Raw genomic sequence first — 17,505 nt, 5'->3', positions numbered from 1 at the left:
CGTGCGTGCCAATAGCTTCTAAAATGTGAGTGCCTAAAATGTGTATCGTACACCAAAAGACATCGTATAGCGCGGCGCAAGCTGCACCCCGTTAACGTTCTGATAAACAGGCAATTGAACGAAGCTGTACGCTGAGACATGCTCGCCAATCGGCACACTGACGCCCGGACTAATGTACAGCAGTGTTCCCCCTGTGCTGACCGAATCCGCGTTTAGTCCTGTGTCGTGGCGGGCATACCGGAAGTTAAGCTGAACCTGTGGATAAAATACGTGCAGGTCCATGTAGCGAAGCCCCAGATTAAGATTAACGCCTTCGCCGGGCCTGTAGTGATCTCTTTCATAGAGAGCCGCCTGATAAGTCGCCTGTGCGAAGTAATCAAGCGACGGGGTTATGTTGTTGGTATAGTATATGCCAATGATTACGTCAGTGGTGCCGGTACCGGGCTGCAGGCCGCGGTCAATGGCAACTGGCCCTGGGGCTGTGGCATCGGTTGATGTTCCGGTCAATGTGTATTTGCCGGTTGGAAGTTTAAACCCAAAAAGGACGCCGAGGTTACACTCTGGCGTGAACCCCTGATAGCGCCCCAGTAGCTTGATATCTCCAATATTTGAGGTATGTGAATTGTACTGGCCCCCGCCGTCGCCCGGTGTGTAACCATCTGAGGCCGTGCCAAGCGTGCTGTGGTCTCGATTGATATAAGGTACCTGGAGATTAACTCCCCATTCACGGCTGAAGGTATAGTCAGCCCCTAAGGTGAGATAGTTGTTGTGGGTGTATTTCTCGACTTCCTGTGGATTGCCGTTGTTCATAATCTGGCTTGCGTCGGCGGATGAGATCGTGCCGGTGCCGCTGCGCAATTGATTCTGATTCAGATAATCATAGCGCAAGTCCAGCTTTAATCCTGACGTTGACGAGAATTGCAGGTTATCCCAGTCTGAACTAAGCGTGCAGCCGCAACTTGCGCAGGCCCTGACGTCTGACGGGGTTAGAACTCCTATTATTGCAATCAGGGTAACCGCGGCTGCCCCGAAAAAAAATTGATATATAGTTTTTCTCATAATAATCCTCCATTAACAGCATAAATTAAACAGCACACAGATGCCGTCTGCACAGGTCATTAACGCAAAACAGGCTGTCTTAAGACGTAGCTATTGAGTTTGGAGGATGGCTTATTTCGTCAGAAAAAACTGGTTCATGGGAAGCAAATTGTTGAGAGAGTCTGAGTTTTGAAACACCCGGAGAAATGACCCCGAAATCAGATTTGTTAATAACCGGTATATCCGCCGGTACGTTAGAAAGATACGCCGTGGGTGTGGCGCAGACATTAAGGGCGGCAAACGAGGGTGACTTACCGCAGTGACCACCTTGCCCCTTCGGTACGACCACCAATGTCAGGGCAAAAACTATCAACAAAATCACACCCGCAGTTTTCATTCTGATAGGTTAAAACATTGCATAGGGGCTTTGTCAATGGTAAATTGATATATAATAGCTTAATGTGGTATCATTATTTTATGAAAGAGGAGCCGATTTTGCATGAGATCCTATTTGAGAATCTTGGTCCCATAAAGTACCTGCAAATAGAAGTGAAGGATTACCTCTTCCTGATAGGCCAACAGGCCACGGGCAAGAGCACGATTAGTAAGCTGATTTATTTCTTTAGGACTATAAAAGACGAGATGTACAGGCATTTTAGTGAAGCCATGAAGAAGTTACCTGATTACAATGAAAGTGTTATCCCTGATTTGCATAATGATTTCGTAAAACGAATAACACGCAAATTTCATGATATTTACGGACATACATATCTCGCAGGAGATATGAATATTCTGTATGTTTATAGTAAAACAACGTATCGTAATAACAACAAATATACTGAGAATATAAGTATAGTAATAACATTAGAGACTCAGACAAATAAAAATACTGTATCTATTCTTGATATTCAAATGAGCCACCCATTGGAATATGCTTATTTTCAGTTATATGATAAAACTATTCTTAATAAGAAAAAGATAAGGCTTATTGATGAGAAGTTAACAAATTCGTTATCAGATGTGGATATTGCGATGCTTAATGAAGAGAAGGAAAGGTATTTCAGAGAGTTAAAAGTCGAATTAAACAAATTGTTTAATGACGATACTACTGTCATCTATATTCCAGCAGGGCGAACTATGGCAACGGTATTTGCTGATCTGATGGATAAAGAAGATATTAAGCGTAAAGATCTCTTAACTGGTAATTTCATAGAAAGGATTAAACGCTTTAGGTTTTTTCATTCACAAGTTATGAAAGAAAATATAGAAGGAACACATCCTCATACCAAAGCAATTGATATGATGAAAGAAATACTAAAGGCTGATTATGTATATGAAAATGATGAAGATAGATTATATATAGGAAAAGATAAATACGTAGAAATACAATTTGCCTCTTCGGGACAGCAAGAAAGTCTCTGGATTTTATTAACGTTATATAAGATACTGCTTGATGAGCAAAAAGTTTTATTCATTGTAGAGGAACCTGAAGCGCACCTATACCCTATAGCTCAAAGGAAACTGGTCGAATTTATAAGTTTCGTTATGAAAGCCACCAATAGCCAGATGATAATAACCACTCATAGCCCATACATTTTGACAAGCCTTAATAATCTGATATTTGCAAACAACATTGCCCAAAAAACCGACAAAGAAAGTGAAGTATCTGCCATCGTTGATAAAGATATGTGGATTGATATAGATAAAGTTGGTGTGTTCGAACTGGAAGATGGAGTATGTACCGATATTGTAGATAGAGAAGTGAATTTTATCAAGGCTGAGGCAATTGATAAGGCGTCTGATGAGATAGAAGATGATTACGAAAAACTATTCAAAATAAAAAAAATAATATGATTTGTGAAACATTTAGAAATGAATATCTTGAATTTGAATGTTGTATTAAGTATGACGGAAATGATGAGATAATTCCTGTAGAAGAAAATGATAAATCATTTGCAATAAATAACATCTCCAGAAAGAGGTTCATGGTCATTAGGATAGATGACTGTGTTATTAGGCAAGAGCAAATGAAATGTGATTATTTATACGTAAATTGTGATGATAGGATACTTTATTTTATAGAGTTGAAAGGGAGTCATAAATTAAAGGCTATAAAACAAATTCTGATGACATTAAATAGATTTAAGATAAATGAATTTTATAAAAACTCTAAATCAGTATACGCCTATATAGTCTCATCAGTTGTTAACAATCCTCCTAATGTACTTCCTCCAGAAAGAATTAGGTTGGACACTGAATTGGAAAACAAGAACGGTGAACTGGAAATTGTACAGACTCCCTATGAGAAAATAGTTTAACGCCGCACGCAAGAATTCGCTTTAACCATATCTCTCCATTTCCGCAATCGCCGCCTTCACCTCGTCGCTTATTGATTGATACGAGCCGCTTGGGTAGATGGGTTTGCCGCAGCTTAGGGTTATACGGCTTGGTCTTGGTCTGAATGCACCCCTTGGCAGCGCCTCGTAAGCCCCGTCTATTCGCGCGGGGATTATTGGCACCCCGCACTCCTTTGATAGTATTCCCACGCCCTTCTTAAACTCCTGAAGTGTGCCGTCAACCGAACGCGCCCCCTCCGGGAATATACACAGCGACAGGCCCTGCCTCAACAGGTATGCCGACATCGCCATCGCCTTCTCTAAATTCACGTTCGGGTCAATAGGTATCACATGGCCGAGCCGCGCTAAAACCCGCGCCAGCGCGCCTCTAAAAATGTCCTCAGCGCCCTGGAAATATAATTTACTAAATACTTCCCACGGCAGAAGCCCAGCCATTATAAAGGCGTCAAGATAACTCGTATGGTTTGGGCATATGAGATAGGGTGGGGCGGTAAGATTTTCAAGCCCACGTAGCTGCCCCTTGTAAAATCGCCTGATACCCTGCCTTAGTGTCCACAGCACCGCCCGTGTAAACATCCTCTCAAACACGGTATTACGAAGGCCAATTCTGTTCAGGTCCTGCGCGTCAGGGAGTTGCGCGCTAAACATCTCCTTAAACCCGCTATGTGTCTCGTCTGTTATGGTGGCCGCGTCAGGGTCAGCCCCTGCCCCTTCGTAGAATTCTCTCAGGCCGTCGGACAATTCCTTAACGGTGTGAATTGCCTGCCCAAAACCCGCAGGAAGCCGCCCCTTAAAGTGCTCTTCAAGCGCACCCAGCAGCTCCAGCCGCGTCAGTGAATCAATACCGAGGTCAAGCTCAAGGTTCTCCTCAGGGGAGATTGCCCGCGTTAGTGCCATAAGCTCCTTTATTATTGATATAACGGCGTCGGTGTAAGGGTCTGAGGGAATCTGTCGCCCTGTGGGTGGAGCGGCGGCGGGGGCGGTGGTGGTAGCAATTGCACGCATCTGAAACCTCTGTATCTTCCCCAGCCTCGTCCTTGGCAGAGGTTCAGAGTGAAGCGTAAAGCCCTTTATCCTCATATACGGCGGCAGCCCCGTGGATACGTTGTTTATTTCCCATTTGATGGCGGTTTCAACTGTGGCTACCTTCATCCTTTTGGCGTAATCCATGTCGGGGACTATTATGGCCCGGATAGTGTCGCTGTCAGGGGCGTCTGAATATACGTAGATTTCTTTTATCAGCGCGATGCCCGAATACGCCTGTTCCACATCTTCGGGATAGACGTTTTTCCCTGAGCTGAGGACGATTACCTCCTTGCTCCTGCCGGTGATAAACAGATAGCCGTCTTCGTCAATATATCCAAGGTCGCCGCTATGAAACCAGCCGGAGGATGTAGCTGCGTCGCCACCAAAGAAGGCCTTTTCTGTCTCCTCCGGCATATTTAAATATCCCCGCGTTACCATCGGCCCCTTTATTAGTATCTCGCCCTCATGCGGTGGGGCGTTTCCCGTCTTTCGCGGGGCGCTTATTTGTACCCCTTTAAGCGGCACACCGGCAGAGCCGGGCCGCCGTTTCCCCAGTGGATTAAACGTAACCACAGGCGAAGTCTCTGTAAGTCCGTAGCCCTCTACAACGGTAAACCCGTAGGACTCAAGGCGTGTCATCACATCGGGCTTTAGTCTCGCCCCCCCTGATGAGATAAACCTGAACTGCCCGCCGAATTGCCCTTGTACGGCCTTAAAGAAATGCCTGCCGACGTTTACATCAAGAGTGCGCCGCAGTGAGTGCGATATGGTGTTCATAGCCGTAATGGCAAGACGCGCTGGCCTTGGTTTTGCCGTTATCTTTTTTTCTATGGCGGTCAAAAACATCTCCAGCAGGCGTGGAATAGCGATTAAAATAGTAACCCCCTGGCTGCGTATTGTATCTGTCAGCTCCTGCCCCTTAAGGCCGGGTGGATATGTTATTGTCGCCCCAACTAGTAAGGGCACTAAAAATGTGCACATAAAGGGGTAGGTGTGATGAAGGGGGAGCACTGAAAGGACATTGTCTGAGGCGGTTATGAGCTTTGTTTCGATTACCGATTCGGCGTCGGAGAGGAAATTCCCATGTGTCAGGATGACCCCCTTGGGGGATGACGTCGTGCCGGATGTGTAGATTATAGAGGCGATATCATCAGGCATGTGTGGTGCGGGGGGAATGTCAGTGTGAGCACTGTCTTCCCATGCGTTATTAAACTCCACTGAATCAAATGATATGAGCCGAACCCCTGAACCCTCAATCGCCTTTTGCACCTTGTCCTTCGTACTACGGCTTGTAAAGATGGCGGTGGCGGCGGAGTTCAGCAGCAGATTTCTGATTTCCCCCTCGCCAAGTTCCGCATCCAGCGGGACTGAAACGCCGCCCGCCGCCGTTACAGCAAGGTATGACGCGCACCACTGCGGGGAGTTTTCAGCACATATCGCCGCCCTCGTCCCGGCAGTTAATCCGGCGTTTTTCAGGAGTACGGCGATAGAGACTGCCTTGTTGACAATGTCAGCGTATGTATATGTCTGGCAATTTGCGGCTGTACAATATATAAACGCCTTTTTTGTGGAGTTCTTCGCCGCCGATTCAACAAACCGGCTGAATATGGAGCTGTCAGATGAGCTTAGGGGCTTCATGGGTTACGCGGCCCCGGGGGATTGTTCAGGGCGTCAAGGGCTGCCGCGTGAACCCGCGAGTTGGATGACGCCAATATAGTGTTTGTCTTGCCAAGTCCGGTGTGGATGTGGCCGATGTCATGGCCTTCGGCGTCGGTACAGATACCCCCTGCCTCTTTTACGATTAAATATCCCGCGGCAAAATCGAAGCTCCTCGATTTCGACAGTGTGACAAACAAGCTGGCAGAACCAGCGGCCACATGGGCAAGATTGAGGGCGGTTGCCCCAAGACACCGTGTCCTGTGCGTGAGAGAAAACAGGCGGTTCATGCGCGGCAGCTCCTCAGACGGCCTCTGCGATTCATAGAGGACTGTCTCGATCTTATCGTCTGTTGTCGTATGTGCTTTTTGCCCGTTAAAGTAACAGGCCCCATCTCCTTTAACCGCCCAAAACTCGTCAGCGCTTATGAGATTGACGATATATCCCATGAATACGTCATCAAGCCTTGTGCCGCGGGCAACCGCAATAGAGGAGCAGAATATGGGAAGGCCGTTTATGGCGTTCTTACTGCCGTCTATCGGGTCAATGATTACCCTGAGCCGGGAATTGTCCTCGTCTTCTATGCCAAACTCCTCAGAGACTATGCTGACAGGCTCACCCATAGATTTTATACGTGAGATAATTATCTCCTCCGCAATCTCATCCATAGGGAATGTCGTATCCCCACCTGCCCCTGTACGAAGTCCCCTGCGTGCGTCAGCGGCGAAACGATACCGCGGCACCCCGGCAAGAAGCTCCCGCCCTATACTTCTCAAGTCGTCAATCTTCATGTCTTACCCACATGTAACGGCGAGCTGTAAGAATAACCACTACCAGATTTGATATGAATATACAGTATGTACCGCTTCTATCACTCGCTTTATATACTGAGTGTATTCGTCGGTGAGCTGGATTTGCCTATCTGCCAGTTGGCTCATAAAATCGTTCCAGTTTCCCGTACCTTTAGAGTCTTTGATAAAATCGAGCATAACTTGTGTGATTTCGATGAGTTGAGTCTCCATGCCGGAAGTGGAAGCGGTGGCCTTTTGGTAATCAATCATGGCTTCCAAAACGCGTGAAGTGAACTCTGTAAAGTCATTGCTCATGGCGAATCCCCTGTTCTGAAGCAGCGTCAGGTAATCCCAGAAAACATTAACACTTGGTTGGCCAGTCTGGCCGAATTGTTCTTTTACGAAATTCATCGTCGAGTCTATAAGGTCATTAAATCCTGATGCCATTACCCCCCTCCTTGATTTATCAGTCTAATTTCTTACCTGTAATTAGTAAATTGCAGATGTATATCGAAGTCCTGTCCCTTGATTTTATCAATGATGGCCTGAAGGTCGTCGAGTTTTTTACCTCTGACCCTGACGGAATCACCCTGAATCTCCGAGGACACCTTGAGCTTCATGTCTTTAACGATTTTTACGATTTCCTTAGCCTTGTCAATAGGAACGCCCTGTTGGAGGGTAATCTTCTGCTTAACGGTATTTGCGGCTGCTGGTTCTGCCTTGCCGTATGAGAGTGCCTTCAGGGATACCTCGCGTTTGACCAGTTTAGCCTGAAGGATGTCGAGGACATTTTTCAGTTTGAACTCGTCATCTGATGTGACAATAATAGCGTTGTTTCCTTTGTCTATCTCAATGTTGCTCTTACTACCCTTGAAGTCGAAGCGTTGGCTGATCTCCTTCATGCTCTGGTTTACGGCGTTGGTAACTTCCTGCATATCCACCTGACAGCCAATGTCAAAAGAATGTTCGTCGGCCATGTGTCGTCCTCCGTTAGTGATTTTAAACCGGTATTATACAACATTTCGCATAAATCAACAAAAAATATATTTTGCCGCTTGTGTTAAAATAGGGGAGACTTCGAATTGGGTATCCTTATTGATTATCAGGAGAGAGAAATGGCGAGAATTGAAGGCTTCAGGGTAAGGAACTTCGGGGTGCTCAAGGATGTGACCATAGGCAAACTTTGGGACACAGAGGGGGTGCAGCCCCTGACGCCTTTGACAGCAGTGATAGGGAAAAATGGCGTTGGTAAAACCACATTGTTCAAAGCCTTCGGATTTTTATCCGAGTGTGTAAAATACGGGCTTGAAGAGGCATGTAACAGGCTGGGTGGGTTTGAAAGGATTCGTTCTCAGGGGAATACGGGGCAGATAGAATTTTTCACACAGTATAGGCATGAATCAAGCGAACTTCCTATAACATATTTTTTGAAAATAGAATTGGATGAAGTCGGCAGACCGTATGTTTCAGAGGAACAGCTAACTCACCTTAAAAAAGAACCAAACAATATACATCCAACTTATTTTATGTCTTTATCTAATGGAAAATACTTTGTTATGAGAGATGTTTTGGAAGGAGAAGTTGCAGGAAAAGATTGGAATGGCAAGTCATATCGCAGTAAACATGATGTTATTGAAATAGAAGACAAAAGAAAGTTGGGAATAGCTACAATAGGGTCGCTCAAGAATTATCCAGTAGTTTCAGCTTTTAAACAATTTATTGAAGGTTGGTATTTAAGCTATTTCAATCCTGCCGCTGCCCGAAGCCTACCCCCTGCCGGACCACAAAGACATTTAAATGTCAGCGGCGATAATATTGGTAACGTTGTTCAGTACATGGAGCGGGAACATAAGGGGCGATTTAAACATATCCTTGAAAGCATTGCCGATAAGATTCCAGACATAGACAAGATTGAAACTCAAGAGACAATAGATGGACGCCTTCTTTTACGATTCAACGAGAAGGCTTTTAAAGATCCATTTTACGCGTGGCAGATGTCCGATGGGACACTAAAGATTTTTGCCTACATGCTCTTGCTTAACGACCCGACACCACCGCCGTTTATTTGCATTGAGGAACCGGAAAACGGCCTCTACCATAAACTCTTAGAAACGCTGGCCAATGAATTTCGTGAACGCGCCACAGGCGAAAAAAATACCTCACAGGTGTTTATCACCACGCATCAGCCGTATTTCATAAACGCGCTCAGCCCTGAGGAGGTTTGGGTCATGACTAAGGGTGAAGATGGTTTCGCCTCTGTTAAGCGGGCAAGCGATGATGAACTTGTAAGAAACCTTTGTGATGAAGCGCTGCCACTAGGTGGACTGTGGTATAGCGACTACCTTGACCCAAGGTAAACAGTTGCATTTTGAGATACTTGTTGAAGATGTGTCAGGCAAGGCGGCCCTTGATGTCCTTGTCCCAAAGATTATAGGAAGTGATAACACATTCAGAGTCATATCCTATAATGGTATTGGTCATATTACAAATAACATGAAATCTAAAACAGAAGCAAATAAACGAATTCTGCTTGATCAACTTCCACGATTACTTCAAGGCTATGGTAAAAAATTTAACAAAACTAATTATCATGGTGCCGTCATTGTGGTTTGCGATCTGGATGATAAATGCTTGAAGGCCTTTCGTGAGGAATTGTTAGGCGTTTTAAATAATTGTAATCCAAAGCCAAAGGCAGTATTTTGTATCGCCGTTGAAGAGATGGAGGCATGGCTGCTTGGAGATTTACCTGCGATAAAAAAGGTTTATCCAAAAGCAAAAGACAAAGAGCTGTGCAAATATAAAAACGATAGCATCTGCGGTACATCGGAGAGACTGGCTGACGCCGTATTCGCTGGCGGAGCAGAACAACTGAAAGCAACACATGGCGTCGGTGCCGAAAAATCAAAATGGGCTATAACCATCACCCCCCACATGGATGTGGAAACAAATAAATCCCCTAGTTTTTGTTACTTTCGCGATAAGCTGCGTTCGCTGACCTGCAATAGCGCATAGACAAATCCATACGTTCAGCGATATAATATCATGATGAAAACACTGGAAGCAGATTTTGATTTAACCGAAATCATCAACGGGATGGAGGTCGTGCGGCCTTGTCCATTTGCCAAACATCAGAGTATTTCCGGCAATCTGTGTTCTATCATACTCCGACATAAATGGATTGGTGTCCACTATTGACATCACACCTCAGCTCGGGTAACGCCTGAAGGAGGGCAGTTAAATTATGGATATAGTAAAACTCAGGCAAGCTGAGCAGGATTTTTTTGACCTCTATCCAGGGGGATTTGATAACCCCGTTATGCAACAAATTGTAAAGAAACATAAACCTGTACAAATGAGACAGCTTGTATGCAAAGTTTTTGATAAGGCCAACTTTGAAAACCCGCCTGATATTGTTGATGGAATGATCCAGGTTGTCAGCCGTTCCTCGTTAATTTCAATATTTGAAAAGCCCAGGTTTCGGGATTTTGCAAGGGCCTTGCCCTCATCCATGCAGGAGCAAATCTCAAACGCCTTGTTTACATTTCTCTACGCAGAGAAAGAATCAGGTTTTGAAATGCTTGTCAGCATATTAAAAGATGGACATTTGGCGAAGTGGCCTTTAGTGACCGTCTGCCCTTTCTATGTATATCCAGAAACGGAAGTACTCATAAAGCCTACCACAGTCAAGGGTGTTATTGAATTTTTTGATTTAAAAGGGCTTGAGTATAAACCTAATCCCACATATCAGTTCTACAAAAAATACAGGGACGTCATAAATGAGATGAAAGAACACGTTTCCCCTTCACTTGCCCAGGATAACGGATGCTTTTCCGGATTCCTGATGATGGCAATGGAACATAGACGAGACCATTAATTTTTTTCATAGGATATTATTTTGCCGTTTGTGTTAAGATAGGTGGAGTTTGCGAACAAGTTAGCCAGTGAACGGGTCGCCAGTGAACAGGTCGTCTAAACAGGTCGCCTAAGTGAAAGAACCCTTAATAACTGAAGAACTGATAAGAGAACACGGGCTGACGCCCGACGAATATGGCCGGGTTGTTAGTATACTTGGCCGAAGCCCCACGTTTACCGAATTGGGTATCTTTTCGGTTATGTGGAGTGAGCACTGCTCGTACAAAAGTTCACGCCTCCATCTGAAAAAACTGCCGACTGAAGCGCCGTGGGTCATTCAGGGACCGGGCGAAAACGCCGGTGTAATTGACATCGGAGACGGTCTTGCCGCCGTGTTTAAAATGGAATCGCATAACCACCCCTCGTTTATCGAACCATACGAAGGGGCGGCAACCGGCGTGGGCGGCATACTCAGGGATATCTTCACCATGGGGGCAAGGCCCGTGGCCAGCCTCAACTCACTTAGGTTTGGCCCCCTGTCAGACCCCTATCATAAACACCTCTTCGGCGGCGTAGTCTCAGGGATTGCCGGTTATGGCAATTGCATAGGCGTACCCACAGTCGGCGGCGAGATATACTGCCATCCCTGTTACGCCGGTAATATCCTCGTAAACGTATTTAATGTCGGCATTGTAAAAAAAGATAAAATATTCTATGGAGCGGCCACAGGCACCGGCAATCTCATCATCTACGCCGGTTCAAAGACCGGCAAAGATGGCATTCACGGCGTCACTATGGCCTCTGAGGAGTTCACAGACGACGCGCAGCAAAAAAAGCCAAACGTGCAGATAGGCGACCCGTTTACCGAAAAACTCCTGCTTGAGGCGTGTCTTGAGGCAATGGACAAGGGCCTCATAGTGGGGATTCAGGACATGGGCGGGGCAGGGCTTACGTCCTCGTCCTCGGAAATGGCAGGAAGGGCGGCAACAGGCATAGAGCTTGAGCTTTCAAGCGTGCCGCTTCGCGCCGAGGGCATGATTCCCTATGAGATAATGCTCTCCGAAAGCCAGGAACGAATGCTGCTTGTTGTGGCTCAAGAAAATAAAGACACCCTTATTGATATTTTTAAGAAATGGGACCTCGACGCCGTCGTAATCGGCAAAGTAGGAGGCGACGGGTTTTTGCGCGTCAACTGGCACGGTAAGATGGCGGCGGAGATTCCCGCGACAAAGATCTCAACCGACGCGCCAATCTATGACAGGCCGTCCAAAAGACCGTCCAATCAGGACGAGCTAAACACGCTTGATTTATCTGGTATCCCTGATGTTGGCAACGCCCACGGCGCGCTAAAGAAACTCCTTGCGTCACCGGCGATTGCCTCCAAAGAGCTGGTCTGGCAGCAGTATGACCACATGGTGCGCACAGATACAATTGTCAAGCCCGGCTCAGACGCCGCGGTTGTTCGAATAAAGGGCACAAAGAAGGCCCTTGCCATGTCGGTTGATTGTAACAGCCGTTACTGCTGGCTTGACCCTTACATTGGCGCGATTGCCGCCGTGTGCGAGGCCGCCAGAAACGTCGCCTGCTCAGGGGCCACGCCGCTTGCGGTTACTGACAATCTGAACTTCGGAAACCCTGAAAAACCAGAGGTGATGTGGCAGTTTATCAGGGCGGTAGAGGGAATAAGGGATGCCTGTGTTGCCCTTAACACCCCCGTCATAAGCGGCAACGTAAGTCTGCATAATGAAACAAAAGGCGACGCCATATACCCTACACCAACAATAGCCGTCGTAGGCGTCTTAGATGACGCCGACAGGGCGCTGACCCAGTGGTTTAAAGGCGCGGGGGATGTTGTCATGCTGATAGGGCAAACAAATGAGGAGCTTGGCGGCAGTGAGTATCTCTATGTATGCCATGCCCTGGAGCGCGGGCTGCCTCCGGCCATAGACCCTGCGAAGGAACATGCCCTCCATAAAGTGCTCGTTGCGCTCAACGGGCGCGGGCTGCTGCGCTGCGCCCATGACTGTTCAGAGGGCGGCCTTGCGGTGGCGGTTGCCGAGTCAACATTTGGCGGGCTGATAGGGGCGGAGATTGACTTAGGCCAATCTTCAATGAGAAAAGACGCGCTCCTGTTTGGTGAGTCAGCCACGCGCGTTGTCATAAGCGTGGCCACGGGCAATGTCGCCGAGGTGGAAGCCGCGGTAAGGGCCGTCGGCCTTTCCATAGCGCAAATTGGCAGGACAGGCGGAGATATTTTACGTGTTAAATGCAATGGTGAAACACTTATTGATATGCCGGTAAGTGATTTAAAATCCATCTATGACACATCGTTAGAGAGGGGACTCAACCAAAATGAACATATATGACATGAAGGAAGAGTGTGGGATATTTGGAATATACGGGCATCCGGAGGCGGCTAACATGGCATACCTTGGCCTTTACGCCCTGCAACACAGGGGGCAGGAAGGGGCTGGCATTTGTTCGTGCGACGGTGCAACACTGCATCTGGAGAAATCTCTTGGCTATGTGTCGGAGATATTCCACGAAAAACGCCTGAAAAGACTTCCAGGCGAAGCCGCCATAGGACATAACAGATACTCTACGGCAGGCGGCAACGCCAGGAGTAACGTGCAGCCCATCATGGTTAACTCCTCCCTTGGATCGCTGTCTATCGCCCATAATGGCAACCTCACAAATGCCGCCGCACTGAAAGAGGGCCTTGAGCGCGACGGTGCCATTTTCCAGTCCAACGCCGACAGCGAAGTAATCGTACATCTGATAGCACATTCAAAGGCCCGCAGCGCTGAGGAGAAAATCGTTGAGGCGGTAAACCAGATACACGGCGCGTTCAGTCTGCTTATACTAACAGAGGATGAGTTAATCGCCGTCAGAGACTCCTATGGCGTGCGCCCGATGTGTATGGGAACGATAGACGGTGCCTTTGTGGTGGCCTCAGAGACATGTGCCTTCGACCTTATCGGGGCCTCATATATCAGAGATGTCGAGCCGGGTGAGATGGTGGTAATAAATAAAAATGGCATAAACTCCATACGGGCGATACGCAGCCCCAGAAGGGCGCACTGCGCGTTTGAATTCATATATTTTTCCCGCCCGGACAGCTACATCTTCGGCGGCACAAACGTACACAGCGTAAGAAAGGCGCTGGGCAAGCAATTGGCCATAGAGTCCTACGTGGATGCTGATGTTGTCATCCCCGTCCCTGACTCCGGCGTTGCCGCCACTATCGGCTATGCCAACCAGAGCATCATACCCTTTGACTTCGGCCTTGTGAGAAACCACTACATCGGGCGTACATTCATAGAACCCAAGCAGAGCATTCGCCACTTCGGCGTAAAAATAAAATTAAACCCCGTTCAAAGCATCCTCAAAGGAAAAAGGGTAGTAGTTGTTGATGACTCCATCGTCAGAGGGACGACAAGCAAAAAAATAGTCAAGATGATCAGAGAAGTCGGCAAGGCCAAAGAGATTCACGTAAGAATCAGCTCCCCGTGCACGATAAGCCCTTGTTTTTACGGAATTGACACCCCAACGCGCGGCGAGCTTATCGCCTCAACACACCAGGTCGAGGAAATCAGAAAATTTATAACGGCTGACTCGCTTGCCTACCTGTCGTTTGACGGCCTTAAGTCTGTCCTGCCAAACCCGGAGGACTACTGCTATGCGTGTTTTAACAATAAATACCCGATTAGTTTTATACGCGAGGAACCAGCGCAGATGGAATTGTTTTTGGCGTGATGGGATTGTCTTAGCGTTTAGATGATAAAGAAAATTGCCGCCGCGTTTGAGTTTTTGACGATAATCCCCCTGCCATTGCCAAAGGCAGACGCCCCCGTGTGGGATGAGTCCAGCATTGGCAAGAGTTCCTCTGTATTTCCCATCGTTGGGCTTATCATTGGCGGCGCGTACTTGTTGTGTTTTATTGTGCTTAGGCATGTGTTGCCCGCCTCTGTATGTGCCGTAGTGGTAATAACGCTTGGTGCGGTAATCACCGGCGGCCTGCACCTCGACGGCGTGTCGGACACATTCGACGCCCTTGCCGCTAAAAGGACGCCCGCAGAGAGGCTCTCAATAATGAAAAGCGGCTCTGCCGGTCCAATCGGTGTTGCAGCCGTCGTGTTGACCCTGCTAATGAAATACGCGCTGGTCAAAGAGCTGCTCTCAAACGCCCACATCTCAAGCGCCTTCATCCTGCTTACCTATCCCGCCGCCGGACGGTTTGCCGCCACAGCGGCTATGTTCACCGGCAAGAGCGCCAAACCGGAGGGGCTTGGATGGGTCTTTATTGAGCATACCGGCGTGAAAGAGTTTATGGCGGCGTCGGGATTTTCTTTTATTATTCTAACTGTGTTAAACATTTATTTGAATAATGGCGGCGGTGCCCTGTGTGCCTCTTTTCATTCTATCGCGATAATAATTTTAATCACCCTTGCGGCCAGAATCAGCGGAGCATTTTTTCTGAGGCGTTTTGGCGGTCTCACCGGGGACACGATAGGGGCGTTTATTGAGGGCAGCGAGCTGATGTTCTTACTATATTCAACTATAATAACCGGAGGTGCAGTATGCCAACGCGGGTTTATCTGATTCGCCACGGGATAACCGTTGACGCTAACCAAAGGCGCTACAAGGGGCAAATTGAAGTACCACTGTCTGATGAGGGCATAAAGCAAGCCGAGCGCCTTGCTGAATTCATTCTCAAACGGGATGCGCCCCCCGTCAGCCGTATATTTTGCTCAGACATGGGACGCGCGGTAAAGACCGCGGAGACTATCGGGCAGCCCCTGGGCATCACCCCCGTGCCGCTTAAAGGTTTTAGAGAGCGGCATTTTGGAGCATGGGAGGGCATGACGTTTGACGAGATAAAGGCCGCCTACCCGAAGGAGTTTACAAGCTGGGCAGGCGACCCGCTGAACTTCAGCCCCGTCGGAGGTGAAAGCACCATGGACGTTAGTCTGAGGACGCTTCCCGTGTTTTATGGCCTCGTAAAAGACCGGGGGGAGCAGACCACGGCCGTTGTGGCACATGGCGGTGTAAACAGGATAATACTATGCGACATACTTGGCATCCCGCTCACACACATATTTCGTGTTGAGCAGGATTTTGCCTGTCTGAACATAATTGATTTTTATGACGGTGTGCCCGTTGTAAAACTCATGAACTACGTACCGGAGCTATGCCACCATGCCTAAATCCATAATGATTCAGGGGACAGGCTCAGGCGTGGGGAAAAGCCTGATTGCAGCGGGGCTTTGCAGGATTCTTACGGCAGATTTGGGGCTTGCTGTGGCGCCGTTTAAGGCCCAAAACATGGCCCTGAATTCGTTCGTAACGGCTGATGGTGGGGAGATAGGCTGCGCTCAGGCCACACAGGCTGAGGCCGCCGGTTGCTCGCCTTCGGTTTATATGAATCCAATATTATTAAAGGCGTCCGGGGAGAGCGGCTCACAGATAATAGTCCTCGGCAAGGTGTATAAGACCATGCAGGCGGCAGAGTTCTATGAACATAAGGAACTCTTCTGGAAGACAGTCACACACGCGTGGGACGAGTTAAGCGCCGCCTATGAGTTTATCGTGATTGAGGGTGCGGGAAGCCCGGCAGAGATAAACCTCATGGACAGGGAAATCGTCAACATGGCAGTGGCAAGGCACACCGGCTCACCGGTGCTCCTCGTCGGCGACATAGACAGAGGGGGCGTATTCGCATCTCTTTACGGCACAACCGCGCTCCTGAACTACGATGACTCGCGCCTGATAAAGGCATTTATAATAAACAAATTTCGCGGGGATATAAACATCCTCCTGCCGGGCAATAAATTAATCGAAGATAGAACGGGCATTCCCGTCATCGGCGTCCTTCCATACGTTACCGACATGGGGTTGCCGGAGGAGGACGGCCTAGTGCTCGATACAAAGGGGAAGGGCAGGGCGGCATCCTCCTCTTTTGGTTCCATAAAGATAACCGTCCTGAGGCTTAAGTACATATCGAATTTCACAGACTTCCAGCCGTTTCAGTATGAACCGGATGTGGAACTCATCATAAGTCAGCGTCCCGAAGATATTATAAACACAGACCTGATTATAATACCCGGTTCAAAAAATACAATCGCAGACCTCCTTATACTAAGAGACAGCGGCCTTGATGAGATTATAAAACAGGCGGTGAAAGGCGGGACGCCGGTTATCGGCCTCTGCGGCGGGTACCAGATGCTTGGCAGGACAATAGAAGACCCGCTGAGGATTGAGAGCACTGAGGCGAAAGTTGTCGGCCTCTGTCTGCTTGATACAACAACGGTGTTTAATAAGATAAAGACCACGCGGCAGGTAATTGCAGCAACGGCGGGGCAGATACCACACATAAGAAACACGCACAGCGCCCTCACGGGCTATGAAATCCACATGGGCCAGACCGAAGGGTCCGACACTCCAGCGTTTGTCGTCCATGGCAATAAATGCCCCGACGGCGCGGTCAAAGGCGGTGTGTGGGGTACATATATTCACGGGATTTTCGATAACGACGCCTTTCGCCGGGATTTAGTAAACGGCCTGAGAGAGAGAAAGGGTCTGCCGCCTATTGAAAATGCCCCTGTCAGTTATGCCGCCGAAAAAGACGCCGCCATAGACAGGCTGGCACAACTGCTGAGGACAAATCTTAATATGGATTTTATATACTCACTGGCAGGGTTGTAAGGGGAAACGCGTTATCTTTACGATAGAGCCCAAGCTCCGATATAGAAATTTGCACCTATTGATAAAAGGGTTTTTGAAAG

At 47.9% G+C, this 17,505-nt stretch carries 17 protein-coding genes; 10 read left to right on the top strand and 7 right to left on the bottom strand.

Annotation, left to right across the window (positions count from 1 at the left end; all coding sequences use genetic code 11):
* Positions 1-33: 33 nt before the first annotated feature.
* Both AB7D94_RS03190 and AB7D94_RS03185 read right to left on the bottom strand, forming a co-directional pair.
* On the bottom strand, positions 34-1,059 hold the full coding sequence (locus AB7D94_RS03190; RefSeq protein WP_420264280.1) for a TonB-dependent receptor: 1,026 nt from the start codon (positions 1,057-1,059) through the stop codon (positions 34-36).
* 79 nt (positions 1,060-1,138) lie between these two features.
* Positions 1,139-1,420, bottom strand: a complete 282-nt coding sequence (locus AB7D94_RS03185) for a hypothetical protein (RefSeq protein ID WP_420264279.1) — start codon at positions 1,418-1,420, stop codon at positions 1,139-1,141.
* Between the two features lie 95 nt (positions 1,421-1,515).
* Between AB7D94_RS03185 and AB7D94_RS03180 the strand changes: the two genes are divergently transcribed.
* Positions 1,516-2,892: an AAA family ATPase gene (locus AB7D94_RS03180; protein ID WP_420264278.1), complete on the top strand. Its 1,377-nt coding sequence runs from the start codon at positions 1,516-1,518 to the stop codon at positions 2,890-2,892.
* On the top strand, positions 2,889-3,356 hold the full coding sequence (locus tag AB7D94_RS03175) for a hypothetical protein (RefSeq protein WP_420264277.1): 468 nt from the start codon (positions 2,889-2,891) through the stop codon (positions 3,354-3,356). The genes AB7D94_RS03180 and AB7D94_RS03175 overlap by 4 nt, the downstream gene beginning before the upstream one ends.
* Positions 3,357-3,377: 21 nt before the next feature.
* On the opposite strand, the gene AB7D94_RS03170 is transcribed toward AB7D94_RS03175, so the two are convergent.
* The 4 genes from AB7D94_RS03170 to AB7D94_RS03155 are packed head-to-tail and all read right to left on the bottom strand — an operon-like array spanning position 3,378 to position 7,845.
* The gene (locus AB7D94_RS03170; protein ID WP_420264276.1) at positions 3,378-6,059 is read right to left on the bottom strand and encodes an AMP-binding protein; all 2,682 of its coding nucleotides are present in this window, start codon (positions 6,057-6,059) and stop codon (positions 3,378-3,380) included.
* A complete protein-coding gene (locus AB7D94_RS03165; protein ID WP_420264275.1) occupies positions 6,056-6,868 on the bottom strand; it encodes an inositol monophosphatase family protein in 813 nt (270 codons plus the stop codon). The genes AB7D94_RS03170 and AB7D94_RS03165 overlap by 4 nt, the downstream gene beginning before the upstream one ends.
* Positions 6,869-6,907: 39 nt before the next feature.
* Positions 6,908-7,315 carry a hypothetical protein gene (locus AB7D94_RS03160; RefSeq protein ID WP_420264274.1) on the bottom strand — a complete coding sequence of 136 codons (408 nt, stop codon included), beginning with the start codon at positions 7,313-7,315 and terminating at the stop codon, positions 6,908-6,910.
* Positions 7,316-7,347: 32 nt separating this feature from the next.
* On the bottom strand, positions 7,348-7,845 hold the full coding sequence (locus tag AB7D94_RS03155) for a YajQ family cyclic di-GMP-binding protein (protein ID WP_420264273.1): 498 nt from the start codon (positions 7,843-7,845) through the stop codon (positions 7,348-7,350).
* Between the two features lie 138 nt (positions 7,846-7,983).
* Here AB7D94_RS03155 and AB7D94_RS03150 point away from each other — a divergent pair, with 138 nt between their 5' ends.
* Positions 7,984-9,225, top strand: a complete 1,242-nt coding sequence (locus AB7D94_RS03150) for an AAA family ATPase (protein WP_420264272.1) — start codon at positions 7,984-7,986, stop codon at positions 9,223-9,225.
* A 4-nt stretch (positions 9,226-9,229) separates the two neighbouring features.
* Positions 9,230-9,880 (top strand): DUF4276 family protein, encoded by a 651-nt coding sequence (locus AB7D94_RS03145; RefSeq protein ID WP_420264271.1) that lies wholly within the window; start codon positions 9,230-9,232, stop codon positions 9,878-9,880.
* Between the two features lie 60 nt (positions 9,881-9,940).
* Here the strand turns inward: AB7D94_RS03145 and AB7D94_RS03140 are convergent, their stop codons facing one another.
* Positions 9,941-10,066 carry a hypothetical protein gene (locus tag AB7D94_RS03140; RefSeq protein ID WP_420264270.1) on the bottom strand — a complete coding sequence of 42 codons (126 nt, stop codon included), beginning with the start codon at positions 10,064-10,066 and terminating at the stop codon, positions 9,941-9,943.
* 43 nt (positions 10,067-10,109) lie between these two features.
* Between AB7D94_RS03140 and AB7D94_RS03135 the strand changes: the two genes are divergently transcribed.
* From AB7D94_RS03135 to AB7D94_RS03110, 6 genes are all read left to right on the top strand, one after another.
* Positions 10,110-10,742: a hypothetical protein gene (locus tag AB7D94_RS03135; RefSeq protein ID WP_420264269.1), complete on the top strand. Its 633-nt coding sequence runs from the start codon at positions 10,110-10,112 to the stop codon at positions 10,740-10,742.
* 112 nt (positions 10,743-10,854) lie between these two features.
* The gene (gene purL, locus AB7D94_RS03130) at positions 10,855-13,086 is read left to right on the top strand and encodes a phosphoribosylformylglycinamidine synthase subunit PurL (RefSeq protein ID WP_420264268.1); all 2,232 of its coding nucleotides are present in this window, start codon (positions 10,855-10,857) and stop codon (positions 13,084-13,086) included.
* Complete coding sequence (gene purF, locus AB7D94_RS03125) at positions 13,073-14,476, top strand: amidophosphoribosyltransferase (protein ID WP_420264267.1); 1,404 nt, start codon at positions 13,073-13,075, stop codon at positions 14,474-14,476. The genes purL and purF overlap by 14 nt, the downstream gene beginning before the upstream one ends.
* Positions 14,477-14,497: 21 nt before the next feature.
* The gene (gene cobS, locus AB7D94_RS03120; RefSeq protein ID WP_420264266.1) at positions 14,498-15,322 is read left to right on the top strand and encodes an adenosylcobinamide-GDP ribazoletransferase; all 825 of its coding nucleotides are present in this window, start codon (positions 14,498-14,500) and stop codon (positions 15,320-15,322) included.
* Entirely contained in the window at positions 15,301-15,927 is a 627-nt protein-coding gene (locus tag AB7D94_RS03115) for a histidine phosphatase family protein (protein ID WP_420264265.1), read from the top strand. Before cobS ends, AB7D94_RS03115 begins: the two co-directional genes overlap by 22 nt.
* On the top strand, positions 15,920-17,425 hold the full coding sequence (locus AB7D94_RS03110; protein WP_420264264.1) for a cobyric acid synthase: 1,506 nt from the start codon (positions 15,920-15,922) through the stop codon (positions 17,423-17,425). Before AB7D94_RS03115 ends, AB7D94_RS03110 begins: the two co-directional genes overlap by 8 nt.
* Positions 17,426-17,505 lie beyond the last annotated feature (80 nt).

It is taken from the genome of Candidatus Magnetominusculus dajiuhuensis, assembly GCF_046044395.1.
GTDB lineage: Bacteria > Nitrospirota > Thermodesulfovibrionia > Thermodesulfovibrionales > Magnetobacteriaceae > Magnetominusculus > Magnetominusculus dajiuhuensis.
This window is presented reverse-complemented; position numbering and strand designations above follow the sequence as displayed.